The sequence below is a fragment of the Ruegeria sp. HKCCSA071 genome, from assembly GCF_017872555.1.
Taxonomy (GTDB): domain Bacteria; phylum Pseudomonadota; class Alphaproteobacteria; order Rhodobacterales; family Rhodobacteraceae; genus Ruegeria.
The window spans coordinates 1567108-1591491 of the sequence record NZ_JAEDOX010000001.1; the positions used below are offsets into that span (position 1 = coordinate 1567108).

Annotated in this window: 21 protein-coding genes; 9 read left to right on the top strand and 12 right to left on the bottom strand. The window is 59.5% G+C overall.

Features of this window, described 5'->3' with window-relative positions:
- Nucleotides 1–10: 10 nt before the first annotated feature.
- The 3 genes from rpsD to I9188_RS07775 form a co-directional block, all read right to left on the bottom strand.
- Nucleotides 11–631 (bottom strand): 30S ribosomal protein S4, encoded by a 621-nt coding sequence (gene rpsD, locus I9188_RS07765; protein ID WP_170374584.1) that lies wholly within the window; start codon nucleotides 629–631, stop codon nucleotides 11–13.
- Nucleotides 632–902: 271 nt separating this feature from the next.
- Nucleotides 903–1346 (bottom strand): hypothetical protein, encoded by a 444-nt coding sequence (locus I9188_RS07770; protein WP_209504820.1) that lies wholly within the window; start codon nucleotides 1344–1346, stop codon nucleotides 903–905.
- 326 nt (nucleotides 1347–1672) lie between these two features.
- Complete coding sequence (locus tag I9188_RS07775) at nucleotides 1673–3955, bottom strand: adenosylcobalamin-dependent ribonucleoside-diphosphate reductase (RefSeq protein WP_209504821.1); 2283 nt, start codon at nucleotides 3953–3955, stop codon at nucleotides 1673–1675.
- A gap of 115 nt (nucleotides 3956–4070) precedes the next feature.
- Here I9188_RS07775 and I9188_RS07780 point away from each other — a divergent pair, with 115 nt between their 5' ends.
- Nucleotides 4071–4502, top strand: coding sequence for a DUF1489 domain-containing protein (locus I9188_RS07780; protein ID WP_209504822.1), 432 nt, complete (start codon nucleotides 4071–4073; stop codon nucleotides 4500–4502).
- Here I9188_RS07780 and hisG read toward each other — a convergent pair whose 3' ends face one another.
- From hisG to hisS, 3 genes are read right to left on the bottom strand one after another with little or no spacing between them, the layout of a single operon-like run.
- Complete coding sequence (gene hisG, locus I9188_RS07785; protein WP_209504823.1) at nucleotides 4503–5192, bottom strand: ATP phosphoribosyltransferase; 690 nt, start codon at nucleotides 5190–5192, stop codon at nucleotides 4503–4505.
- Nucleotides 5189–6277, bottom strand: coding sequence for an ATP phosphoribosyltransferase regulatory subunit (locus I9188_RS07790; RefSeq protein WP_209504824.1), 1089 nt, complete (start codon nucleotides 6275–6277; stop codon nucleotides 5189–5191). Before I9188_RS07790 ends, hisG begins: the two co-directional genes overlap by 4 nt.
- Nucleotides 6278–6280: 3 nt before the next feature.
- A complete protein-coding gene (gene hisS, locus I9188_RS07795; RefSeq protein WP_209504825.1) occupies nucleotides 6281–7918 on the bottom strand; it encodes a histidine--tRNA ligase in 1638 nt (545 codons plus the stop codon).
- A 131-nt stretch (nucleotides 7919–8049) separates the two neighbouring features.
- Between hisS and I9188_RS07800 the strand changes: the two genes are divergently transcribed.
- A complete protein-coding gene (locus I9188_RS07800) occupies nucleotides 8050–8244 on the top strand; it encodes a SlyX family protein (protein ID WP_209504826.1) in 195 nt (64 codons plus the stop codon).
- A gap of 4 nt (nucleotides 8245–8248) precedes the next feature.
- On the opposite strand, the gene I9188_RS07805 is transcribed toward I9188_RS07800, so the two are convergent.
- From I9188_RS07805 to dnaE, 3 genes are all read right to left on the bottom strand, one after another.
- Nucleotides 8249–8620 (bottom strand): hypothetical protein, encoded by a 372-nt coding sequence (locus tag I9188_RS07805; protein WP_209504827.1) that lies wholly within the window; start codon nucleotides 8618–8620, stop codon nucleotides 8249–8251.
- Between the two features lie 11 nt (nucleotides 8621–8631).
- Nucleotides 8632–8850, bottom strand: a complete 219-nt coding sequence (locus tag I9188_RS07810; protein WP_209504828.1) for a hypothetical protein — start codon at nucleotides 8848–8850, stop codon at nucleotides 8632–8634.
- A gap of 85 nt (nucleotides 8851–8935) precedes the next feature.
- Nucleotides 8936–12439, bottom strand: a complete 3504-nt coding sequence (dnaE, locus tag I9188_RS07815) for a DNA polymerase III subunit alpha (protein WP_209599583.1) — start codon at nucleotides 12437–12439, stop codon at nucleotides 8936–8938.
- Between the two features lie 345 nt (nucleotides 12440–12784).
- On the opposite strand from dnaE, the gene xdhA reads away from it, so the two are divergent.
- The 7 genes from xdhA to I9188_RS07850 all read left to right on the top strand — a co-directional run bounded on the left by xdhA (nucleotide 12785) and on the right by I9188_RS07850 (nucleotide 22169).
- Complete coding sequence (gene xdhA / locus I9188_RS07820) at nucleotides 12785–14146, top strand: xanthine dehydrogenase small subunit (protein ID WP_209504830.1); 1362 nt, start codon at nucleotides 12785–12787, stop codon at nucleotides 14144–14146.
- Nucleotides 14143–16545: a xanthine dehydrogenase molybdopterin binding subunit gene (gene xdhB / locus I9188_RS07825; protein WP_209504831.1), complete on the top strand. Its 2403-nt coding sequence runs from the start codon at nucleotides 14143–14145 to the stop codon at nucleotides 16543–16545. Before xdhA ends, xdhB begins: the two co-directional genes overlap by 4 nt.
- Nucleotides 16545–17480: a xanthine dehydrogenase accessory protein XdhC gene (xdhC, locus tag I9188_RS07830; RefSeq protein WP_209504832.1), complete on the top strand. Its 936-nt coding sequence runs from the start codon at nucleotides 16545–16547 to the stop codon at nucleotides 17478–17480. The genes xdhB and xdhC overlap by 1 nt, the downstream gene beginning before the upstream one ends.
- On the top strand, nucleotides 17477–18994 hold the full coding sequence (locus tag I9188_RS07835) for an ABC transporter ATP-binding protein (protein WP_209504833.1): 1518 nt from the start codon (nucleotides 17477–17479) through the stop codon (nucleotides 18992–18994). The genes xdhC and I9188_RS07835 overlap by 4 nt, the downstream gene beginning before the upstream one ends.
- A 63-nt stretch (nucleotides 18995–19057) precedes the next feature.
- A complete protein-coding gene (locus I9188_RS07840) occupies nucleotides 19058–20140 on the top strand; it encodes an ABC transporter permease (RefSeq protein WP_209504834.1) in 1083 nt (360 codons plus the stop codon).
- A 2-nt stretch (nucleotides 20141–20142) separates the two neighbouring features.
- On the top strand, nucleotides 20143–21063 hold the full coding sequence (locus I9188_RS07845; protein WP_209504835.1) for an ABC transporter permease: 921 nt from the start codon (nucleotides 20143–20145) through the stop codon (nucleotides 21061–21063).
- A gap of 32 nt (nucleotides 21064–21095) precedes the next feature.
- The gene (locus I9188_RS07850) at nucleotides 21096–22169 is read left to right on the top strand and encodes a BMP family ABC transporter substrate-binding protein (RefSeq protein ID WP_209504836.1); all 1074 of its coding nucleotides are present in this window, start codon (nucleotides 21096–21098) and stop codon (nucleotides 22167–22169) included.
- Nucleotides 22170–22289: 120 nt separating this feature from the next.
- On the opposite strand, the gene I9188_RS07855 is transcribed toward I9188_RS07850, so the two are convergent.
- From I9188_RS07855 to I9188_RS07865, 3 genes are read right to left on the bottom strand one after another with little or no spacing between them, the layout of a single operon-like run.
- Nucleotides 22290–23087, bottom strand: coding sequence for an iron chelate uptake ABC transporter family permease subunit (locus I9188_RS07855; RefSeq protein ID WP_209504837.1), 798 nt, complete (start codon nucleotides 23085–23087; stop codon nucleotides 22290–22292).
- Entirely contained in the window at nucleotides 23087–23833 is a 747-nt protein-coding gene (locus I9188_RS07860) for a metal ABC transporter ATP-binding protein (RefSeq protein WP_209504838.1), read from the bottom strand. The genes I9188_RS07855 and I9188_RS07860 overlap by 1 nt, the downstream gene beginning before the upstream one ends.
- Before the next feature lie 2 nt (nucleotides 23834–23835).
- Entirely contained in the window at nucleotides 23836–24348 is a 513-nt protein-coding gene (locus I9188_RS07865; protein WP_209504839.1) for a transcriptional repressor, read from the bottom strand.
- Between the last annotated feature and the right edge of the window lie 36 nt (nucleotides 24349–24384).

Below are 24384 nucleotides of genomic sequence, written 5' to 3' on the forward strand. Positions count from 1 at the left end.
AATGCGAAGATCAGTTCTTCGCGTAGAATTCGACGACTAGGTTCGGCTCCATCATGACCGGGTACGGCACATCGCTCAGGCCCGGTGCGCGAACGAACGTTGCAGTCATTTTCGAGTGGTCGGCATCGATGTAGTCAGGAACATCACGCTCGGCCAGGGCAACAGCTTCCAGAACAACAGCCAGTTGCTTGGACTTGTCACGCACTTCGATGACGTCGCCTTCTTTGACGCGGTAGCTGGGGATGTTCACCCGCTTGCCGTTCACTTTGACGTGGCCGTGGTTCACGAACTGACGCGCAGCGAAGACGGTCGGTACGAACTTGGCGCGATAGACGACGGCGTCCAGACGGCGCTCCAGCAGGCCGATCAGGTTTTCACCGGTGTCGCCTTTTACACGCTCGGCTTCGGCATAGATGCGGCGGAACTGCTTTTCGGTCAGGTCGCCGTAGTAGCCTTTCAGCTTCTGCTTGGCACGCAGCTGCAGACCGAAGTCTGACAGTTTGCCTTTGCGGCGCTGGCCGTGCTGGCCGGGGCCGTATTCACGACGGTTGACCGGGGATTTCGGACGACCCCAGATGTTTTCGCCCATCCGGCGGTCGATTTTGTACTTGGCAGACGTGCGTTTGGTCACGGCTGATCTCCTTCGTTAGGTCGATGCCCAAACGGGCAACTATGAAGGGCGTTGTCCTCTTGAGGTTTCCCTCATGACAGGCTTCCCCTTGCGGGGGCCACCAACACCAATGAAGCCGCGCTTATATCCGCAAAGCCGGCAGAGTCAACACGGCATTCAACACAGTTTCGAATATCTGCAAAGATATGTTCGCCGCAGGCAGCACAGGCCCCTGCGCGCATTGCGACGGTTGCCGTCACACCGCTTTCATCAAGAAAAATGCAGGTCGCGTTCAGGCTGGAAATGCAACGACGTTCCCGCCGCCTTCAGCACCCGCCTTGTGCACCATCACAACCTCGGTCACGTCGACGATCCAGAATTCTTCATCCCGTGGCGGGCAAGCGCCATCGAAAACGATGGTCGGCGCTGCATCATTGGTGTCGGCAACAAGGTTGGCTGAAAACCGCTGCGACCCATTGGTAAGTGTCAAAGCTCCGGTCACGTAGCCGGAAATTTCCCGGACAATCGGAAAGCGGTTCTGCAAACGGGTTGCAGCACCCCGCGCATATCCAATCTGTTCGACGCTGCTCTCGGCCTCTGCGCTCAGCACTATTGCCTGTCCGCGCCATGACCAAGCCGCACCGACTGCCAGACACGCCAGAGGCGCGTCCTCGAGTCCGTCAATTTCAGTTTGATCCCATGAAATGGCTACCTGACCGTTAACTCCGGCTCTCATCTGCCCACTCGCACTATTTAACATCCCGATATTCAATCATTGCTTATCAACACAAAATCCGGCGGAAAAGAGACGGGAATGCAGCATTCACAAGAATGTTGCAGAAGTGAATCAAAAATACGTGTTCGAGCTGAAATCAATACCCGCCTACGAGCAATCCCGGTGCCGTGTTCGTTGTTGGTCGTCCGAACAACAACCGGCTGCGATTGATCATGATTCGAATTTGAAACCACCACCCAGAAGGGCGATAGCCACACTTGCGTGGCCAGGCTCTCAATCTGTCGGGTCAAATTGATGAGTGCTGACTTTCGTGCAGAGCCTCATATCTACCCGCATTTGGAATGACCGCAGCTGCGGCAGGTCATGCAGCCTTCGATCATGACCATGTCATACTGACCGCAGGACGGGCAGGCTTTGCCGCGTGGCGCGTCCAGGTTCACCACCTGCGCCTGGGGGTCGGATTTCAGCCCCATCCCCTCGCCTTCCAGAAAGCCGATGGCGACCATGTGCTGTTCGATCACGCCCCCGATCGCGGCCAGGATCGATGGGATATACTTGCCTTTCACCCACGCCCCGCCGCGCGGGTCGAAAACGGCTTTCAGCTCTTCGACCACAAAGGACACGTCTCCGCCCCGGCGGAACACGGCCGAGATCATCCGCGTCAGCGCCAGTGTCCAGGCGTAATGCTCCATGTTCTTGGAGTTGATGAACACTTCGAACGGGCGGCGGCGGCCCGAGATGATGATGTCGTTGATGGTCAGATAAATCGCGTGCTCGCTATCGGGCCATTTCAACTTGTAAGTCGACCCCTCCAGCGATTGCGGGCGATCCAGCGGTTCGGACATGTAAATGACGTCGCCGCCTTCAATTTCATGAGGCGCATTCGCGCTTTCCCCCGGCGCCTTATCGTCGCTTTCCGAAACGGTCAGAACCGAGCCGGTCACATCGTTGGGGCGATAGGTCGTGCACCCTTTGCAGCCCTGATCCCAGGCCTGCATGTAGACGTCCTTGAAGGCGTCAAAGCTGATATCCTCGGGGCAGTTGATGGTCTTGGAGATCGAGCTGTCGATCCATTTCTGCGCTGCCGCCTGCATCTTGACGTGATCCGACGGTGTCAGAGTCTGGGCATTGACGAAGTAGTCCGGCAGCGCTGCGTCACCGAACTTGTCTCGCCACATCTGAACGGCGTAATCCACGACCTCTTCTTCGGTGCGCGAGCCGTCTTTTTGCAGAACCTTGCGGGTGTAGGCATAGGCAAAGACCGGTTCAATCCCCGACGACACGTTCCCGGCATAAAGCGAAATCGTGCCCGTGGGTGCGATCGAGGTCAGCAGAGCGTTGCGGATACCATGTTCGCGGATCGCATCGCGGACGTCGTCATCCATTTGCTGCATTGTGCCGCTGGCCAGGTATTTCTCGGCGTCGAACAGGGGGAACGCGCCTTTCTCCTTAGCCAGATCGACCGAGGCCAGATATGCGGCGCGGGCGATTGCGTGCAACCAGCGTTCCGTCTGACGCGCCGCCTCGTCGGACCCATAGCGCAGGCCCAGCATCAGCAGCGCATCCGCAAGACCCGTCACGCCCAGCCCGATGCGGCGCTTGTCCTGCGCTTCCGCCTCTTGCTCGGCCAACGGGAATTTCGAGGCGTCCACGACGTTATCCATCATGCGCACGGCTGTCGCGACCAGTTCCTGCAACGCCGGTTCATCCAGGTGCGCGGCATCCCCAAACGGTTCGGCCACCAGCCGCGCCAGATTGATCGAGCCCAGCAGGCACGCCCCGTAAGGTGGCAGAGGTTGCTCGCCACAGGGGTTCGTCGCGGCGATGGTTTCAACATAGCTCAGGTTGTTGGCCTGATTGATGCGGTCGATGAAGATCACGCCCGGTTCGGCATAATCATACGTGGCCTGCATGATCTTGTTCCACAGATCACGCGCCTGCACGGTGTGATAGATCTTGCCGTCGAATTGCAACTCCCACGGGCCGTCGGCCTTGACCGCCTCCATGAAGGGATCGGTCACCAGCACCGACATGTTGAACATGCGCAGGCGGGCCGGGTCGGACTTGGCGGTGATGAACTGTTCGATATCGGGGTGATCGCAGCGCATGGTGGCCATCATCGCCCCCCGGCGCGAACCCGCGGACATGATCGTGCGGCACATTGCGTCCCACACATCCATAAAGCTGAGCGGGCCCGAGGCATCCGCCGCCACGCCTTTTACATCCGCGCCGCGCGGCCGGATGGTCGAAAAATCATAGCCGATCCCGCCCCCCTGCTGCATGGTCAGCGCGGCCTCTTTCAGCATGTCAAAGATACCGCCCATGCTGTCGGGGATGGTGCCCATGACGAAGCAGTTGAACAGCGTCACCTGCCGCGCGGTACCTGCGCCAGCTGTGATGCGCCCGGCGGGCAGATATTTGAAATCTTCCAGTGCCTCGTAGAACCTTTCTTCCCAATGATCCGGGTTGTCCTCGACCCGCGCGAGGTCACGGGCGATGCGTCGCCAGCTGTCTTCAACCGTCTGATCGATGGGCGTGCCATCCGCCTGTTTAAAGCGGTATTTCATGTCCCAGATCTGCTCGGCGATGGGGGCGGCAAAGCGGCTCATTGGTGATTCCCTGTTCAGAAAAGAGGTATCCAGACTAACACCCACTACACCTTGATGAAAGCCAATCCTGAGCTACAATGGATAGATAGCCAAGGGACGACTCTGTGGGAAAGCTGTGGATAAGTACGTGAACCTCATCAAACTTTCAGTTGGTTCGGAAAGCGTGGACTCTCTGATCGCTTGGCAGGACAGCCGAATGTCGCTTTATGAGGACGGATATCCGCGCCACGTAACCCGCATGTGGCCCAAACGTTATGCCGAGATTCTGAATGGCGGATCAATCTATTGGGTCATCAAGGGTGTCGTACAGTGCCGTCAGCGCATTCTGCGCCTGGATGAGGTGATCGGCGAGGACGGTATCCGCCGCTGCGCCATCGTGCTCGACCCAAAGGTACATCGGACACAGAACGCCTTGAAACGCCCGTTTCAGGGTTGGCGGTATCTGAAACCCGAAGATACACCAGCCGACCTGCCGAAAGGGCGCGCGCAGGACGACGCCCTGCCCGATGATCTGAACCGTGCCCTTGCGGATATCGGTGTGTTGTAATTACTGCAACCGATCCAGCAATTCCGTCAGAACCGCCTTGTCCGCCGCGTCGACCTCTGCAACCCGGCTGCGCCACAACGTGGCTTGCGATTGCAGGATCAAGCCGTCCGACAGGACCTTGAGGTGGTTCGCCCGCAGGGTTTCACCGGACGAAGTGATATCGGCAATTGCCTCGGCTGTTTCGTTCATGACCGTACCTTCGGTCGCCCCCTGGCTGTCGACCAGAGTGTAATCGGCCACGCCTGCGTCGGTCAGGAACTCACGCACCAGTCGGTGATATTTGGTGGCGATCCGCAGCCGGTGGCCGTGAGTGTTGCGAAATGCTGCTGCCGCCGCGTCGAGATCGTCCAGCGTGTCCACATCGACCCAGCAGGCGGGTGTGGCGATGATCAGATCGGCTTTGCCAAAGCCCAGCTGCGCGATCTCCTCGACCTGCTGTTCCCAGCGCGGAAGTTTTTCTTGCACCAGATCGATGCCGGTGACGCCCAGATGAATACGGCCCGACGCAAGTTCGCGCGGAATTTCACCCGCCGACAAAAGGATCAGTGAGACGCCTTCGATCCCGTCGACCCGACCCGCATATTCCCGGTCCGAGCCGTTGCGGGACAGCATGATGCCATGTTTTTCGAACCATGAGACGGTCTTTTCCATCAACCGGCCCTTCGAGGGCACGCCCAGTTTCACACTCATAGCGCGGCCTCCTCGATTTCAAGCATCAGGTCCGGGCGGATCACGCCACCGATTGCGGGGATTTCGGCCCCATCCCCCAAGCGGCGCGTCAGCGCATCATAGCGCCCACCGGTGGCGACGGGCGGCAGGTCGGGACGGCCTTCGGCGTAGAACCCAAAGACAAACCCGTCATAATATTCCATTGATGTCCGGCCATAAGACGCTTCGAAATCCAGCCGTGCGACATCGACACCACGCGCCTGCAGGGCCGCGATCCGCGCCTCCAATCGGTCCAGCGCCGGGGTGATCTGCGGCAGATCCACTGCCACATCCCTCAGCTGTTCCAACGCGAAAGGCATGGTTTCACGCACATTCAGCAGCGTTTCCAACCCGGCCAGCTCATTGTCAGAGATCGGCGGCGCAGCGCGATCTTCGCGCAGGGCTTTGATCCGGTCGGCAATCTCGGGCGCGCGACGCTTGCCGATCATCGGAACATCAATCGCCATCGGGTCGTCCGCGTCCAAAAGCGCGTCACGGCCTTCGGGGCCCGGTTTACGCCCTGCAAACCGGTCCAGCAGCGCACGAAACCGGCGCGGCCGCCACAGGTGCCGCATCAGCGCGGCCTTGCGGCGGTCTGTGGTCCGAAGCCCTTCGACAGCCGCGGTTAGGATACCGATATCCCCGGTCGCTGCGCGCAGAGGCAGCCCTCGCAGTTGCAGTGCCATCAGCGAAAACACTTCGGCATCGGCACCAGCGGGATCATCGCGGTCAAAAACCTCGTACCCCACCTGAATATATTCGTTCGAACGGTCCGGGTCGTGTTCCTGACGGCGGAACACCTCACCTGAATAGGTATAACGCGCGGGCTCGGCCCCGTCCCGCATGTGCATCTGAACAACAGGCAGGGTGAAATCCGGGCGCAGCATCTGCTCGCCCCGCAGCGCGTCCGAGGTGACGTAGGCACGGGCGCGGATATCCTCGCCATAGAGGTCCAGCAACATTTCAGCGGGTTGCAACAGGGGCGTATCCACCACCTGCGCGCCCGCAGCCTCGAACCGGACACGCATCATCGCGGCACGGGCCTGTATCTGGGAACGGTTGGGCATTGGTCAGTCCTGACTGTTCAGAATTTCACGCACTTTCGCGACCAGATCAGCGCGCGATACTTCGAACTGGCTGGGGCGTTCTTTCCATTCCTCCAGCGTGGCGCTTTCGGCGATCTTGGCTCCAAGGATCAGGTCCTTGATCTGCACGATGCCTTTTGCCTTTTCGTCCCCGCCTTCGATCACCGCAACCGGAGAGTTGCGCTTGTCCGCGTATTTCAACTGATTGCCAAAGTTCTTGGGATTGCCCAGATACACCTCGGCCCGGATGCCCGCATTGCGCAGTTCGGCCACCATCGCCTGATAATCGGCCATCCTGTCGCGATCCATGACGGTGACGACCACGGGGCCTTTGGCCTGGGCGCTGATCCGGCCCTTTTCGCGCAGCGCCGCCAGCAGCCGATCGACGCCGATGGACACCCCGGTCGCGGGCACTTCCTGCCCGGTGAAACGCTTGACCAGATCGTCATAGCGCCCGCCACCCGCAACCGAGCCGAATTGCCGCTTGCGGCCTTTCTCGTCGAAGATTTCGAACGTCAGTTCGGCCTCGTAGACCGGACCGGTGTAATAGCCGAGGCCGCGCACGACGGAGGGGTCAATCACGATACGGTCAGGGCCATATCCAGCAGCGGCAAGCAGATCCGCTATCTGCCTCAACTCGTAGACACCTTCACGGCCAACTTTGGACCCTTTTATGAGCTCGGCCAAGTAAACTAGCGTATTGCTGTTCCTGATTCTTGGTCCGTCAGTTTCCTCTAGAGAGAGAAGGTAACGGTAATCTCGGTCACCACTCATCCACGCATAGTCCAACTGCCTCGAGTAGTCTTCGGATACGTCTTTCGCTATTTGACTTTGCTGTTTCAAACGCTCGTCGATCAGTTGGTTTGCCGAGACAAACTTCATGACGGTTTCAACTTGGACCTCGTTGAGCCCTGCGCCTTTCGTGAAATCGCCGCTTTCGTCTTTGCGCCCAGTTCCCAAGAGAGCTCGCACTCCGTTGGCTCCCAGCCGATCGAGTTTGTCTATGGCGCGTAAAACGATACCACGTTCGGCCTCTTGATCATCCCCCGCAAGCCCGGCGACTTCCAACACACCGTTCAAAACCTTGCGGTTGTTCACCCGGATGATGTAGTCACCGCGCGGGATGCCAACCTCTTCCAGAGTGTCGGCCAGCATTGCACAGATCTCGGCATCAGCGGCCATTGAGGCGGTTCCGACCGTATCTGCATCGCATTGATAGAACTGCCGATACCGCCCCGGCCCCGGCTTTTCGTTGCGCCAGACCGGACCCATCGCATAGCGGCGATAAGGCGTCGGCAGGTCGTTGCGGTGCTGGGCGTAAACCCGGGCCAGAGGCGCGGTCAGGTCATAGCGCAGGGCCATCCAGTCGCCATTTCCGCCCTCGTCAAACTCCTGCCACGCAAAGACGCCTTCGTTCGGGCGGTCCACGTCGGGCAGGAACTTGCCCAGCGCCTCGACGGTTTCGACCGCACTGCTCTCAAGCGCGTCAAACCCGTACCGATGATAGACGCCCGCAATCGTCCGCAGCATCTCGGTGCGCTGCGTGACTTCCTCGCCGAAATAGTCACGGAACCCTTTCGGCGTTTCGGCCTTGGGGCGGGGCTGTTTCTTGGGCTTGGCCATGTGGGGCGTCCTTGGGAGTGTACCTGTTCCGCGCGCGGTCTATCCCATGGCCCGCATCTGGGCAAGGCGCGCTTTCTCTGGCCAAGGCGTCACAGGGTCGCTATGTGCAGCCTGAAAGACAGGAGCATCCCATGCAGCAACTGGAAGAACAGATTGCCCATCTGACCCGCACGGTTGACGATCTGAACGCGGTTGTCACCCGGCAACAGGCCGAGATTGACCGGCTGACCCGCCGTGTCGAGATGCTGCTGCACCGTGAGGCCGAGCGCGCACAGGAAGGGTCAGGCGGCGTTGTCCTCGGTGACGAACGTCCACCACATTACTGACGGCTTACAGCCCCAGCGTTGATTTCACCGCGTTATCGACGACGCCACCCAGCAGGGCGTTTTCATCCCCGGCGCAGCCGTCTTTAAGAGCCGCCACAAATGTTTCGCGCAGCGCGGCCTTTTCCTCGTCCGAACCGGCATGAGCTTCGAGGTCGATCTGACGGTTATAAAGGGACAACGCCGTCATCTTGCCGACCACGTCCACAATGTATTCTTCATTCCCGTCAGCCTCTTCGATGACCGACGCGCATGTGTGATACATGAGCGGCAGCGCCGCTTGCACCATCTGTTCGGCTTCCTCGTCCGCAAGGGCAAAACCGGGCCCTGTAAGCAGCGCGGCGGTTGTGATCACTTTTATCGCGTTCAAACGCATCATCCCGCCCCCGCTTATTTCGAGTTCGCGCCAATCAGCGCCCCAACAATTGCCCCAGCGGCGGCGCCTTTGCCGTCGCCGATCAAGGCCCCCACCCCGGCCCCGATCACAGCACCTTTGATCGTGTTCTCTTTCTTCTTGTCGTCCGCAAGCGTGGCTGTCGCCGAAACCAAAGCCAGCGATGCCGCCGCCCCCAATGCAATCGTTCTGAAATTGAGACCTGCAATCGTCATATCAACGCCCTCCCGTGGCATGATCAGAAGACATATTTGCAAGGTCAGCCTAGCGGTGCGCTAACTGTCTGGCAACAAAGCGGTGTCAGATCTCTTCGACGGTCATCACGCCTTCCAGCGATTTGATCGCGCCCTTGATCTGGGGATTGATCGGGAACACACGCCCCAAGTCGATTTCGACGTCGCCGGGCAGGCCGGGGTCCAGCAACAGCAGTTGGATCGGGCCGCGGGCCGCACCCTTGGCGGCGGTTGCGGCTTCTTCAAGAACCGTTGCAATCGTTGGCACCGCCCGCGCTTCGTCGACAAAGATGCGCAGTCCCGTCGCCCCTGCTTCGGCCACTACAGAATCCACCGGACCCACGGAATTAACTAGCAGTTTAAGCTGGTCGGCTTCCATCTCTGCCTTTGCATTCAACACTACTTGCGATCCGCTCTCTAGAAACTGACGAGAGTTCTCAAGTGTCTCCGAGAATAAAGTGACTTCATATGCCCCGGTTGGATCGGAAAGTTGAACGAACGCAAAACGGTTACCTTTAGCCGACTTACGCTCTTGCCGCCCTGCAACAACACCGGCCATCTTCACAATTTTCAAACGCTCTTGCTGCAAGCGTTCTGTCACTTCCTCCAATGTCAATACGCCACCGCGTTTAAGTGCCGGCATGTAGTCATCCAGCGGATGACCAGAGAGGTAGAAGCCAATGGCCTTGAACTCTTCGCTCAGACGTTCAGCCGGCAACCAGTCTGGGGTCGGTGACAGGCGCGGTTCTGGCAGGTCATCCCCGGCCTCGCCAAACAGCGACACCTGGTTCGAATTCTTCTGTTCTTGGATAGCGGCCGAATACTGCACCAGCGCATCTAGGCTTTCAAACACGCGGCGGCGGTTCCGGTCCAGCTCATCAAAGGCCCCGGCGCGGGCCAGCATCTCAAGCGGGCGTTTGCCCACTTTCTTCAGATCAACGCGGCGGGCGAAATCGAACAGGTTGACAAACGGCTTGTCCGCGCGTCCCGCAACGATCAGGTTCATTGCCTCGACACCCACATTCTTGAGTGCGCCCAGCGCATAGACCAGATGCCCGTTATCAACATCGAACGTGGACTGAGAGCGGTTCACACACGGTGGGATATACGGCAGTTCCAGCCCTTTTCGGACCTCTTCGAAATAGATCGCCAGCTTGTCGGTCAGATGAATATCGCAATTCATGACACCCGCCATGAACTCGACCGGATGGTTCGCCTTCAACCAACCGGTTTGATAGCTGACCACCGCATAGGCGGCGGCGTGGGATTTGTTGAAGCCGTAATTGGCGAATTTCTCGAGAAGGTCGAAGACTTCGCTGGCTTTCTTGGCATCCACCCCGTTTTCTGCCGCGCCTTTTTCGAACTTGGGGCGTTCGGCATCCATCGCCTCTTTGATCTTTTTACCCATCGCGCGGCGCAGCAGGTCCGCGCCGCCAAGGGAATACCCGGCCATGACCTGCGCAATCTGCATCACCTGTTCCTGATAGACGATAATGCCTTGAGTTTCCTCAAGAATGTGGTCGATCAGCGGATGAACAGATGTGATCTCGCGCAGCCCGTTCTTGACCTCGCAATAGGTCGGGATGTTTTCCATCGGGCCGGGGCGGTAGAGCGCCACAAGGGCCACGATATCCTCGATGCAGGTGGGTTTCATGCGCTTGAGCGCGTCCATCATGCCCGAGCTTTCCACCTGGAACACCGCGACCGTCTTGGCCGCTGAATAGAGCTTATAAGTCGCCTCGTCATCCAGCGGGATGGCGTTGATCTGGTTCTCGGCCCCCTCGGCAGGTTCGTAAAGCTCAGTGCCATCGGCGGCGATATGCAGCTTCCGTCCGGACTTGAAGATCAAGTCCATCGCGTTCTGGATCACGGTCAGGGTTTTCAGACCCAGAAAGTCGAACTTTACCAGCCCGGCCTGTTCCACCCATTTCATGTTGAACTGGGTCGCAGGCATGTCGGATCGCGGGTCCTGATAGATCGGCACCAGCGCGTCCAGAGGCCGGTCGCCAATCACAACCCCAGCCGCGTGGGTCGAGGCGTTGCGCAGCAGCCCTTCGACCTGCTGGCCGTATGTCAGCAGACGATCCACCACCTCTTCGTTGCGCGCTTCTTCCCGCAGGCGCGGCTCGTCCTTCAGGGCTTTTTCGATGGAAACCGGTTTGACGCCTTCCACGGGGATCATCTTGGACAGACGGTCCACCTGCCCGTACGGCATTTGCAGCACCCGCCCGATGTCGCGCACGGCGGCCTTTGACAGCAAGGCACCAAAAGTGATGATCTGCCCCACCTTGTCGCGCCCGTATTTCTGCTGCACGTAACGGATCACCTCTTCTCGGCGATCCATGCAGAAGTCGATATCGAAGTCGGGCATCGAAACCCGTTCGGGATTCAGGAACCGTTCAAACAGCAGGCTGTAACGCAGCGGGTCGAGGTCGGTGATTGTCAGCGCATAAGCCACCAGCGAGCCCGCACCCGACCCCCGCCCCGGCCCAACCGGAATATCGTGATCCTTAGCCCATTGGATAAAGTCGGCAACGATCAGAAAGTAGCCGGGGAACCCCATGCCTTCGATGATACCAAGCTCAAAATCCAAACGTTCCTGATATTCCTCGGCCTTCACCGCATGAGGGATCACAGCCAGACGTTTCTGTAAACCTTCGTTGGCGATGCGGCGCAGTTCAGCGACCTCGTCATCGGCGAATTTCGGCAGGATCGGATCACGTCGATAGGCCATGAAAGCGCAGCGTCTGGCAATCTCGACGGTGTTCTCGATGGCCTCGGGCAAATCGGCGAACAGCGTCGCCATCTCTTGCTGCGACTTGAAATAGTGCTGCGCGGTCAGGCGGCGGCGGCCTTCCTGCTGGTCGACATAGGCCCCTTCGGCAATACAGATCAGCGCATCATGGGCCTCGTACATATCCGAGGTTGGAAAATAGACGTCATTGGTGGCAACCAGTGGCAGGTTCTTGGCATAGGCCATTTCGATATGGCCGCGCTCGGTCTGGCGTTCGGCCTCGGGTTGGCCGTCTTCGCCCGGATGACGCTGGAGTTCGATATACAGACGATCCGGAAAGATCGCGGCCAGCCGATCCACCAGCGTCTCGGCCGCCGGACGTTGCCCCTGTTGCAACAGGCGGCCCACCGGCCCATCGGGCCCTCCGGACAGGCAGATCAGCCCGTCGGAGCGATCCGCAAGCTCGTCCAGCGTGACCTGCGGCAACTGCCCGCCCTTGTCCACGTAAAGGCACGTGCTCAGCTTCATCAGGTTCTCGTACCCCGCCTCGGACTGTGCCAGCAGAACAAGCGGCGCGGGCGTTTTCGGCTTTTCCCCCGGTTGCGAATGCACATAAGTCAGATCAACCTGACATCCCATGATCGGCTGGACACCGGCCTGACTGGCTGTCACCGAAAATTCCAGCGCCGAAAACATGGAATTCGTGTCAGTCACTGCAACGGCAGGCATCCCCATCTTCTCGCACAGGGCGGGCAGTTTTTTCAGCCGCACAGCGCCTTCCAGAAGGGAATATTCGGTGTGAACACGTAGGTGAATGAATCGGGGGGTACTGCTCATGAATGGCAGGCTACCCTAGCCGCGAGGCATGCAAAAGCCGGAACCTGCGCCGTTGTTTGGCAAAATAATCACTTTCGATTATTCGGATTTTCCAGAAGGTGCTTCGGAAAGCGGCATCTTCACTGACAAAAAAACGCTTTAGTTTCAAGTAACTGATATTTACACAGGGTGCACAATTCCACGCCGATTGGCTGTAATGATGCATCATACAGGCAGTTTTTCTTGCCAGATCACGCATGCTGTTTCTAACATCCATTGGCAAGCTATCCGCCCGCCACTCTTTCTACGTCGCATCGAAGGAGGGCACCACCAGGGCGCAACCGGGTAAGGCGACGGGTTTCTCGAATGGACATCACGTTTCTTCTGAACGGAGAGACAGTGGAGCTGACGGACATCGATCCGACAGCCACTCTGCTGGATTGGCTACGTGAAGATCGTGGCCTGACCGGCACCAAGGAAGGCTGCAACGAAGGCGATTGCGGTGCCTGCACTGTCATGGTGACGGATGCGGGTGGTGCAAAGGCCCTGAACTCGTGCATCCTGTTCCTGCCGCAGTTGCATGGCAAGGCGATTCGAACCGTCGAAGGCGCCAGCGGCCCCGATGGTGAGGTCCATCCGGTTCAGCAGGCTATGGTTGACCTGCACGGTTCGCAATGCGGCTTTTGCACGCCCGGTTTTGTCATGTCGATAGTGGCCGGTCACACCAACGGCGCGACGGATCACGACACACAGCTTGCCGGTAATCTGTGCCGCTGCACGGGTTACGCTCCCATTATTCGCGCAGCCGAAGCGGCCGAGAAACAGCCCGTGCCTGTTTGGGTCAAGGACAAGCCTGTCGCGACGCCCACCACCTCACCCATGCTGCCGGGTTCGTCCGACGCGCTGGCTGCTGTGTATGCCAAGAACCCGAATGCCACTTTGGTTGCGGGCGCAACAGATGTTGGGCTTTGGGTGACCAAGCAACTGCGCGATCTTGATCCGGTGATCTTCCTGAACCGCTGTGACGATCTTAAAGAGATCACGATCACCGACGAAGAAATTCGTTTCGGTGCCATGGTCGATATGAACCGTATGGGCGACGCCTTGGCGGACATTCACCCATCCTATGCCGAAATGATCCGGCGCTATGCCAGTGTTCAGGTCCGTCACGCGGCCACTGTGGGCGGCAACATCGCCAATGGCTCGCCAATCGGAGACAACCCGCCCGCGCTGATCGCATTGGGTGCGACGCTGCACCTGCGCAAAGGTGATGAGCGCCGGTCGGTGCTGCTGGAAGACTTCTTCATCGATTACGGAAAACAGGACCGCGCACCGGGTGAGTTTGTCGAAGCCGTCAGCTTCCCGCGTCAGGCGGACCGGCTGAAATGCTACAAGCTGAGCAAACGGTTCGATCAGGATATCTCGGCCGTGTGCGGATGTTTCAACGTTACCATTTCGGACGGACAGGTGGCGGATGCGCGCATCGCGTTTGGCGGTATGGCCGGCATTCCGAAACGGGCAACCCATGTCGAGGCCGCGTTGATCGGCCAGCCGTGGGTGCGCGAGACGATTGACGCTGCGCTGCCCGCTTTTGCCAACGATTATTCACCGCTTACGGATATGCGCGCCTCGGCCACGTACAGGCTTGAGACCGCCAAAGCGATGCTGGAACGGTACTTCCTTGAGGATCAGGGCCAAGTGACCAACGTGCTGGAGGTATCGGCATGAGCGTAACCAAACCCCTTCCCCATGACGCGGCACCGCTGCACGTATCCGGTTCCGCCCGGTATGTGGACGACATCCCGACGCCAAAGGGCACATTGCATCTGGCCTTTGGCCTGAGCCCGATCGCCAAGGGCACGATTACCGCGATGGACCTGTCTGCCGTGAAAGCGGCACCCGGGGTCGTCAGGGTCATGACGGTACAAGACCTGCCCTTTGCCAACGATGTTTCGCCCTCGATCCATGACGAGCCTTTGCTGTCCGACGGGACGGTTCACTATATCGGCCAACCTGTTTTCCTTGTGGTTGCCACCAGCCATCTGGCCGCCCGCAAGGCGGTTCGGCTGGGCAAGATCGACTATGCCGAGGAAACACCGATCCTGACGGTGGAAGAGGCTTTGGCCGCAGACAGCCGCTTTGAAGACGGGCCCCGCATCTATGCCAAGGGCGATGCGGACGCCGCGATTGAAAGCGCCGCCCACGTCATCGACGGAACGTTCGAGATCGGCGGTCAGGAGCATTTCTATCTGGAAGGTCAGGCTGCGCTTGCCGTGCCGAATGAAGGCGGCGACATGCTGGTCCACAGCTCGACCCAGCACCCGACCGAGATACAGCACAAGGTGGCGGACGCTCTGGGCGTGCCCATGCATGCGATCCGCGTCGAAACCCGGCGCATGGGTGGCGGATTCGGTGGCAAGGAAAGCCAGGGGAACGCGCTGGCCGTTGCCTGCGCGGTGGCTGCGCGGGCAACCGGCAAAGCCTGCAAGATGCGCTATGACCGCGATGATGACATGATCATCACCGGCAAACGCCACGCCTTCCGGATTTCCTATCGCGCGGGGTTTGACGAACAGGGTCACATTCAGGGCGTGTCCTTTCTGCAATACGCGATTTGCGGCTGGGCACAGGACCTGTCCCTGCCCGTCGCCGACCGTGCGATGCTGCATTCTGACAATGCCTACCTGCTGCCCAATGCCCGGATTGAAAGCCACCGGCTGAAGACCAACACGCAGTCAGCCACCGCCTATCGCGGTTTTGGTGGCCCGCAGGGGATGGTTGCCATCGAACGTGTGATGGACCACGCCGCGCATGAACTTAGGCTGGACCCGGTGGAATTGCGCCGCCGCAACTATTACGAGCCCGCGCATAAGGTTGCCGAAGTCCAACCCCACGAGAAACCGCTGGGTCATCCCGACCCGCACGAAGACCTGACCAGCCGTGGCGCAGTGGAAACAGGGACGGCCCCGGTCCGCCCCCTGCCCGCTGGCGGCAACACGACACCCTACGGCATGGAGGTCAGCGACTTCGAACTGCATGGCATGACCGAAGCGCTGATGAAGTCCAGCGACTATGCCGCGCGCAAGGCAGCCATCGCGAAATGGAACGCCGAAAACAGCGTGATCAAGAAGGGCATCGCCTTTTCTCCGGTCAAGTTCGGAATTTCCTTCACGCTGACCCATCTGAACCAGGCCGGTGCGCTGGTGCATGTGTATCAGGATGGTTCGGTGCACCTGAATCATGGTGGCACCGAGATGGGTCAGGGCCTGTTCCAGAAGGTCGCACAAGTGGCCGCGTCGCGTTTTGGCATCCCGCTTGAGATGGTCAAGATCACCGCCACGGATACAGCCAAAGTGCCGAATACGTCAGCCACGGCGGCGTCTTCGGGCAGCGATCTGAACGGCATGGCCGTGAAAGCGGCTTGCGATACGATCCGCGACCGGATGGCCGATTATCTGGCTGAACGGCATCAGGCCGACCCCTCTGCGGTCACTTTCACGGATGGCCACGTTTCGGTTGGTGAAGAACGGTACACGTTCGCCGAAGCTGCCGCACTGGCCTATCAGGGTCGCATAAGCCTGTCGGCCACCGGCTTTTATAAAACGCCCAAGATCGAATGGGACCGGATCGCGGGGCGCGGTCGCCCGTTTTACTATTTCGCCTATGGTGCTTCGGTCACCGAGGTGGCTGTGGACACGTTGACGGGTGAGAACCGCATTCTGCGCACAGATATCCTGCATGACGCGGGCGCTTCGCTGAACCCGGCGCTGGATGTCGGACAGGTCGAAGGCGGTTACGTGCAAGGTGCGGGCTGGCTGACGACCGAGGAACTGGTCTGGGACGGGAAAGGCAACCTGCGCACGCATGCGCCCTCAACCTACAAGATCCCGGCCTGTTCCGACCGGCCCGACATATTCAACGTCGCACTTTGGGATGGCGAGAACCGAGAGGACACCATCTATCGCTCGAAAGCCGTGGGGGAACCCCCGTTCATGCTGGGAATATCAGCCTGGCTGGCGCTTTCGAATGCTGTGGCGGCCTGCGGGGATACTTATCCGGCACTCAACGCGCCCGCCACCGCCGAAGAGGTATGGCGCGGCGTCCAGAGGATGAAGGGAGGCATCTGATGGGATTTGACCTTGAGGCTTTGAGGGAGGCGGTCAAAACCCACGGCAAAGTGGTCCGGGTGGTCATCGCCGGGATCAAAGGGTCGTCTCCACGTGAAGTTGGTGCCGCCATGCTGGTCTGGGACGGCGGGCAAAGCGGCACAATTGGCGGCGGAACACTGGAATACCAGGCGGCACATGCCGCGCGGTTGCAAACCACGCCAACCCGCCTGACGCATCATGCGCTTGGACCCGAGTTGGGGCAATGCTGCGGCGGTGCCGTGTCGCTGCTGAGCGAAGTCTACCACGCAAAAACCGTCAATGATCTGGACGATGCGGTCATCGCGCGCCCGACCAAGGATGGCGCGATGCCCCTGTCGGTCAAGCGAATGCTGGCGACGGCGCGCGGACAGGGGATTGCGCCTGAACCGCAGCTGATCGACGGCTGGATGGTTGAACCCGTTCACAAGCCCACGCGCAATCTGTGGATCTGGGGCGCGGGCCATGTCGGCCGGGCACTGGTGGATGTGCTGTCCCCGCTTCCCGATCTTGCGATCACCTGGGTGGACACCAGCCGTCAGCGCTTTCCGGCCGCTGTGCCAGCGGGCGTGACAATTGTTCCGGCGGCAAAACCGGCCGAACTGGTCCGCCACGCCCCATGTGCTGCCGAACATCTTGTGCTGACATACTCGCATAGTCTTGACTTTGAACTGTGCAACAGACTGCTTTTGCACGATTTTGACTTTGCGGGGCTGATCGGCTCGGCTACGAAATGGGCGCGATTCCGGTCGCGGTTGGCCGCCCTTGGACATCCGCCTGAACGGATAAGCCGGATCACCTGCCCGATCGGTGACCCCTCGATGGGGAAGCATCCTCATATGATCGCCGTGGGCGTCGCTGCACAATTGCTGCGCCCGGCCCTGCAAAACGAATTGAAGAAGGACCTGAGCGCGTGACCATTCCACTTTTGAGCTTGCAAGGGCTGACCAAAGCCTACCCCGGTGTTGTGGCCAATGATCAGGTGTCTTTTGACATCGGTGAAGGCGAAGTGCACGCGCTGCTAGGTGAAAACGGCGCGGGGAAATCCACGCTGGTAAAAATGATCTATGGGCTTGTGAAGCCGGACAGCGGCACCATGAAGCTGCGCGGCAATCCGTTTGCGCCGCCCGAACCGCGCGCGGCCCGTGCAGATGGGATCGCGATGGTGTTCCAGCATTTTTCGCTATTTGACGCGCTGAACGTGGCTGAGAATATCGCGCTAGGGATGGAGAATCCGCCCCCGATGGGGGATCTGGCGTCGCGCATTCGCGAAGTGTCGGAAACCTATGGCCTGCCGCTGGACCCGTTCCGCACGGTTGGCGACCTGTCCGCAGGCGAACGCCAGCGGGTCGAGATCATCCGTTGCCTGTTGCAGGACCCCAAGCTGCTGATCATGGACGAACCGACCTCGGTTCTGACCCCGCAAGAGGTTGATATCCTGTTTGAGACGCTGAACAAGCTTCGCTCCGAGGGAACCTCGATCCTGTATATCTCGCATAAACTGGAGGAAATCCGAACGCTGTGCGACCATGCCACGATCCTGCGGCTGGGCAAGAACGTGGGCGAATGTGTCCCCGCAGAAACCTCGGCGCGTGACATGGCCGAGATGATGGTCGGGTCAACCTTGCAGACCCCCGAACGCTCGGGCCGGGAACTGGGCGAGGTCGCGCTGGATGTCAGCGGGCTGTCAGTCCCCTCGCCGTCGGAATTCGGCACCGCATTGCGCAATGTGCACATGACGGTCCGCAAGGGCGAGGTTCTGGGCATCGGCGGTGTTGCCGGAAACGGGCAGGACGAGTTGCTGGGCGTGTTGTCCGGGGAAATCCCAACATCGGCGGATGCAATCAAGTTCAAGGGTCAGGCAATCGGCAAGCTCGGCCCGACAGCGCGCCGTAAGCTGGGCGTTCTGACCGCGCCCGAGGAACGGCTCGGCCACGCGGCGGCACCCGACATGAGCCTGACCGAAAACGCTTTGCTGACCGGATCGGTGCGGGAAGGGCTTGAGAAAAACGGCTTCTTGAAATGGACCGAAACCCGGAGTTTTGCCGAAAAGATCATCGAAGCCTTCGACGTTCGTACGCCCGGGCCCGAAAACGCAGCGCGGTCCTTGTCCGGCGGCAATCTGCAGAAATTCGTGATTGGACGCGAAGTGCTGCAAAACCCTGATGTGTTGGTGGTAAACCAGCCAACCTGGGGGGTGGATGCCGCGGCAGCCGCGTCGATCCGGCAAGCCATACTTGATCTTGCGGCGAAAGGCACGGCGGTGGTCTGCATCTCGCAGGATCTGGATGAGCTGATGGAAATCTCGGACAGTTTTGCGGCCTTGAACGAAGGTCGACTGAGCGCGCCGCGCCCAACCACCGGCCTGACTGTGGATGAGATTGGCCTGATGATGGGCGGCGCCCATGGCATGGAGGTGGCACATGTGTGATCTGTCGGGCCGCCTTCGGCGAGAGTATTTGCGAAAAGATGAAACATCTGGGGGGATGAGCAGATGATAGTGTTGGAGAAACGGCCACAGCCGTCCAGGGCCTGGTCTTACGCGACCCCCCTTGTGGCGGTGCTGGCGACAATGGTGTTTGGCGGGTTGCTGTTTGCCATCTTGGGAAAAAACCCGGTCCAAGCCATCGGCACCATCTTCTGGGAGCCGTTGTTTGGCGAGTTCGCGTTTTATTACCGCCCTCAATTGCTGGTCAAAGGCGCGCCCCTAGTGCTGATCGCAATCGGATTGTCGCTGGGTTTTCGGGCCGGTATCTGGAATATCGGGGCCGAAGGGCAATACATCATGGGCGCTATTTTTGGCGCGGGCGCAGGTCTGGCCTTCTATCCGCTTGATGCCTGGTACATCTTCCCGATCATGGTGGTTGCAGGCGCATTTGGCGGGTGGCTGTGGGCAACGATCCCGGCTTTGCTGAAGGTGCGTTTCGGCACCAACGAAATCCTCGTGTCACTGATGCTGGTCTACGTGGCCGAACAGATGCTGGCCTCGGTCTCGCTGGGTTTACTCAAGAACCCCGAAGGGTTCGGCTTTCCCGGCTCGCGCAACCTGCAATCCTATGAAAGCGCGCATAATGCCGAGCTGATTGCCGGTTCCGGGATGCATTGGGGTGTTGTCGCGGCATTCATCGCGGTGATCTTTGCCTATGTATTGCTGAACCGTCACATGCTGGGCTTCCATATCCGTCTGACGGGTGAGGCCCCCCGCGCCGCGAAGTTTGCAGGTGTGAACCCGGCGCGGCTGATCCTGTTCTGCCTTGGGATTTCGGGCGCTTTGGCCGGGCTGGCCGGGATGTTCGAGGTGTCCGGTCCGTCCGGTCAGATCAGCATCGATTTCAATGTGGGCTATGGCTTTACCGCGATCATCGTCGCCTTTCTGGGCCGCTTGCATCCGGTGGGTATCCTGTTGGCCGGGGGCCTGATGGCGCTGACCTATATTGGCGGCGAAATCGCACAATCGCAGCTGGGCCTGCCTGCCGCAGCCATTCAGGTGTTTCAGGGAATGCTGCTGTTTTTCCTGCTGGCCTTCGATCTTCTGACAAACTTCCGCATCCGTGCGGCGCGTAGCGAGGTGGCGTGATCATGGACCTTGGTCAAATCAATCCCGTTCTTCTGGTTGCCTCGCTTATGGTGGCGGCAACCCCCCTTCTGCTGGCCGCGATCGGAGAGCTTGTCGTGGAAAAGGCAGGCGTTCTGAACCTTGGTGTCGAGGGCATGATGATCGTTGGCGCGATCAGCGGTTTTGCGATCTCGGTCGAAACCGGCTCGCCCTGGCTTGGCTTTGTTGCTGCCGCCATTGGCGGGGCCGTGCTGTCGCTGCTGTTCGTCCTGCTGACACAGTTTGCGTTGGCCAACCAGGTTGCCAGCGGCCTTGCGCTGACCCTGTTTGGACTGGGGTTCAGCGCCTTGATGGGGCAAAGCTATGTGGGCGTCAAACCCCCCAGCATGGGCGATATCTATATCCCCCTGATCAGCGATATTCCGGTCATTGGCCCAATCCTGTTTCGGCACGACCCCATCCTGTATCTGGGCATCGCATTGACCGCTGTCGTCTGGGCCGCCCTGAAATACACCCGCGTCGGGTTGATCCTGCGGGCGGTTGGTGAAAACCATGATGCCGCCCATGCGCTTGGCTACAAGGTCATCAAGATCCGCATCATGGCGATCCTGTTCGGCGGGGCCTGCGCGGGCCTGGGTGGAGCTTACATCAGCCTGATCCGTGTGCCGCAGTGGACCGAGGGCATGACCGCGGGTGTGGGCTGGATCGCGCTGGCACTGGTGGTGTTTGCCAGCTGGAAACCCTGGCGGGTCCTGCTGGGTGCATATTTGTTCGGCGGCATCACTGTCTTGCAGCTTAATTTGCAGGCAGCGGGCGTTGCTATTCCCGTCGAGTATCTGGCAATGTCACCCTATCTCATCACGATCCTTGTGCTTGTGATCCTTTCGGCCGACAAGAGCAGCGCACCTGCCTCACTGGGCCGGACCTTCCATGCCTCACACTAGGGGCCAACTGAACCAACTTGGGGAGTAACTACATGAAATTCAAATCACTTCTGACAACTGCCGCAATAGCGCTTGGTCTTGCGACCGGTGCAGTGGCGCAAGATAAAACCAAGGTCGGTTTTGTCTATGTCGGCCCTGTCGGCGACGGTGGCTGGACCTATGAACACAACAAAGGCCGTCTGGCAATCGAAGAAGAGTTCGGCGACAAGGTCGAGACTGTATTCGTTGAATCGGTGCCGGAAGGCCCGGACGCCGAACGCGTGATGACCCAGATGGCGCTGGAAGGCGCGGATCTGATCTTTACCACCTCATTTGGCTATATGGATCCAACCATCAATGTGGCCAAGAAATTCCCGAACGTGAAGTTCGAGCACGCGACCGGCTACAAGATGGCCGACAACGTCTCGGTCTATTCGGCGCGTTTCTACGAAGGTCGCGCGGTTCAGGGGCATATCGCGGGTAAAATGACCGAATCGAACATCATCGGCTATATCGGGTCTTATCCGATCCCCGAGGTGATCCGCGGTATCAACTCGGCCTATATCCACGCCAAGAAGGCAAACCCGGATGTCCAGTTCAAGATCGTCTGGGCCTATACCTGGTTCGACCCGGCAAAAGAGGCTGACGCCGCCTCGGTTCTGATCGAACAGGGCGCCGACGTGATCCTGCAGCACACTGACTCGACCGCTCCGCAGGCCGCTGCACAAGAGGCGGGCAATGTGATCACCTTCGGTCAGGCTTCGGATATGAGCGAATACGCCCCCAAACCGCGTGTTTCCTCGATCATCGACAACTGGGGACCCTATTACATTGCGCGCACGCGAGCTGTGATGGACGGCACCTGGACCTCGTCCAACACCTGGGACGGTATCGGGCCGGGCATGGTAGAAATCGGTGAGATTTCGGACGCGGTTCCGGCGGACATCAAGGAAGAGGCACTGGCCCTGAAAGCGGCGCTGGCCGATGGCAGCTATCATGCCTTTACCGGGCCGCTGAAGAAGCAGGACGGCAGCGACTGGCTGGCCGAGGGCGAAGTGGCCGACGACGGTACGCTGGCTGGTATGAACTTCTATGTCGAAGGGCTGGAAGGCGATATCCCGCAGTAAAAGACGCGGGTAGAAATGCATCAAGGCCCGCAGGTTTGCGGGCCTTTTTTCGTGGCGTATTCGCTTTGGTCACATTACCGGATGACCGGGATGCTACGGCCGCGAAGACCTACGGAACCTTTAAGCCCTGTCCTGTGTTCCCCATCCAATCAGGCCAAGGCACGCAAACACGATCGCGGCAACGCAGACGATCGAAGGCCCTGCCGGAGTGTCGAATACATACGCCGCCCTCAACCCCGTGATGGCTGAAAGCGCGCCTATTCCCGCTGCGATCAAGGCCATCGTTTCTGGTGACCGCGCAAGGTTACGCGCCGCTGCCGCCGGAATGATCAGCATTGCGGCGATCAGCAATACACCCACAACCTTGACCGCCACCGCCACGGTCACGGCAAGAGACAGGGTCAGGATCAGTTGCTCTCGCCTTGGATCGAAGCCGCTGGCATAGGCCAGTTCTTCGTTCAATGTCGCGGTCAGAAGTTGCGACCATCGCCAGACAATCAGCGCCACGACAAGCGCCGCACCGCCCCAGATCACGACCAGATCAGAACGGGAGACCGCCAGAATATCCCCAAACAGATACGCCATAAGGTCAATCCGGACACCGGACAGGAATGAAACTGCAACCAGCCCAAAGGCCAACGCAGAATGCGCCAGGACCCCCAGCAGCGTGTCCATCGCATAGCCGCGACCGGCCAAAAGCGAAACGGTCAGCGCCATGACCAAAGCGACAGCCAGGGCGCCCGTGAAGATCGACATCTGAAACGTCAGGGACAGGGCCACGCCCAAAATCGCGGCATGTGCGGTTGCGTCGCCAAAATACGCCATGCGACGCCAAACGACAAAACACCCAAGGGGGGCCGCCGCAAACGCCACGCCAATACCGGCGAGCGTTGCCCGCATCATGAAATCATCCAGCATTATTCCGCCGCTTCCTGTGTACTCGCATCATGGTCATGATCATGATTGTGATCATGTTCATGACGATAAAGGGCAAGCGCACCGCCAGTTCCGGTTCCGAACAAGGCCCGATATTCGGGCGCCGAGGCGACCACAGCCGGCGATCCTTCGCAACAGACATGCCCATTGAGGCATATCACCCGGTCCGACGCGCTCATGACCACGTGCAGTTCGTGGCTGATCATCAGAATGGCGCATCCGGTCTCGCGCCGGACAGCCTCGATCTGCTGGTAAAAGCTGGCCGACCCCCGTTGGTCCAACCCCTGAGTCGCTTCGTCCAGCAATAAGATATCCGGCCGGTTGATCAAAGCCCGAGCCAGCAGCACCCGCTGGAACTGTCCACCCGACAGTTGCGACATCTGGCGTTGCAACAAATCCGGCACACCCGCCGATTCAAGCGCCTCGACACATTGCCTGCGCGACACAGGATCGGTCAGACGCATGAACCGTTCGACAGAAATCGGTAGTGTCGGATCGACATGCAGTTTCTGCGGCACATAGCCGATTTTCAATCCGGGCTTCAGTGACACTTGACCGGCACAAGGCCGTGTCGCACCGATAATGGCCCGCAGCAGGCTGGTCTTTCCTGATCCGTTCGGGCCAACGATGGTTACGATTTCACCCGGCTCAATGACCATGTCCACATGATGCAGTACGGTATGCGCGCCATAGCGGACGCTGAGTTTCTCGACAGTGATCAGCGCCATCTTTATGCCTTTTCGGTGCAGTCGGGGCAGAGACCTTCAGCCTCTACAACCGTTCGCTCGATCTCGAAACCCGCCGCGCGCGCGGCAGCACCAAGAACACCTTTGGACGGGGCAGATTGCGCCTCGGCTACGGCGTCGCATTTTCGGCAGATCATGAAAGCAGGTGAATGTGCAGCGCCGGGATGAGAGCAGGCGACAAACGCGTTCAGCCGCTCGATCTTGTGGACAAATCCGTTTTGTACAAGAAACTCCAGCGCCCGATAAGCGACCGGAGGCTGGGACCCGAACCCTTCGTCGCGCAACCGGTCAAGGATTGCATAGGCTCCAAGGGCGCGATGTTCCTGCAATAACATCTCAAGAACCTTGCGCCGAACCGGCGTCAGCCGCAGCCCTTCCGCTTTGCACCGGACTTCGGCGGATGTCAGAGCCGTTGCGACGCAGCTCTGGTGGTCATGTTCCTGAAACCCGACCGGGGCCGCGTCTTTGCCATTAACTGGGTGCACATCACTTGTCATGTTATTACATATCATGTATTGCCGCTTGAAATGTTA

Coding starts and splice junctions, on each gene's coding strand:
- I9188_RS07770 (WP_209504820.1), bottom strand. CDS start 1,346: ATGAGAGCCGGAGTTAACGGTCAGGTAGCCATTTCATGGGATCAAACT.
- I9188_RS07775 (WP_209504821.1), bottom strand. CDS start 3,955: ATGAGCCGCTTTGCCGCCCCCATCGCCGAGCAGATCTGGGACATGAAA.
- hisG (WP_209504823.1), bottom strand. CDS start 5,192: ATGAGTGTGAAACTGGGCGTGCCCTCGAAGGGCCGGTTGATGGAAAAG.
- I9188_RS07790 (WP_209504824.1), bottom strand. CDS start 6,277: ATGCCCAACCGTTCCCAGATACAGGCCCGTGCCGCGATGATGCGTGTC.
- hisS (WP_209504825.1), bottom strand. CDS start 7,918: ATGGCCAAGCCCAAGAAACAGCCCCGCCCCAAGGCCGAAACGCCGAAA.
- I9188_RS07800 (WP_209504826.1), top strand. CDS start 8,050: ATGCAGCAACTGGAAGAACAGATTGCCCATCTGACCCGCACGGTTGAC.
- I9188_RS07805 (WP_209504827.1), bottom strand. CDS start 8,620: ATGATGCGTTTGAACGCGATAAAAGTGATCACAACCGCCGCGCTGCTT.
- I9188_RS07810 (WP_209504828.1), bottom strand. CDS start 8,850: ATGACGATTGCAGGTCTCAATTTCAGAACGATTGCATTGGGGGCGGCG.
- dnaE (WP_209599583.1), bottom strand. CDS start 12,439: ATGAGCAGTACCCCCCGATTCATTCACCTACGTGTTCACACCGAATAT.
- xdhA (WP_209504830.1), top strand. CDS start 12,785: ATGGACATCACGTTTCTTCTGAACGGAGAGACAGTGGAGCTGACGGAC.
- xdhB (WP_209504831.1), top strand. CDS start 14,143: ATGAGCGTAACCAAACCCCTTCCCCATGACGCGGCACCGCTGCACGTA.
- xdhC (WP_209504832.1), top strand. CDS start 16,545: ATGGGATTTGACCTTGAGGCTTTGAGGGAGGCGGTCAAAACCCACGGC.
- I9188_RS07840 (WP_209504834.1), top strand. CDS start 19,058: ATGATAGTGTTGGAGAAACGGCCACAGCCGTCCAGGGCCTGGTCTTAC.
- I9188_RS07845 (WP_209504835.1), top strand. CDS start 20,143: ATGGACCTTGGTCAAATCAATCCCGTTCTTCTGGTTGCCTCGCTTATG.
- I9188_RS07850 (WP_209504836.1), top strand. CDS start 21,096: ATGAAATTCAAATCACTTCTGACAACTGCCGCAATAGCGCTTGGTCTT.
- I9188_RS07855 (WP_209504837.1), bottom strand. CDS start 23,087: ATGCTGGATGATTTCATGATGCGGGCAACGCTCGCCGGTATTGGCGTG.
- I9188_RS07860 (WP_209504838.1), bottom strand. CDS start 23,833: ATGGCGCTGATCACTGTCGAGAAACTCAGCGTCCGCTATGGCGCGCAT.
- I9188_RS07865 (WP_209504839.1), bottom strand. CDS start 24,348: ATGACAAGTGATGTGCACCCAGTTAATGGCAAAGACGCGGCCCCGGTC.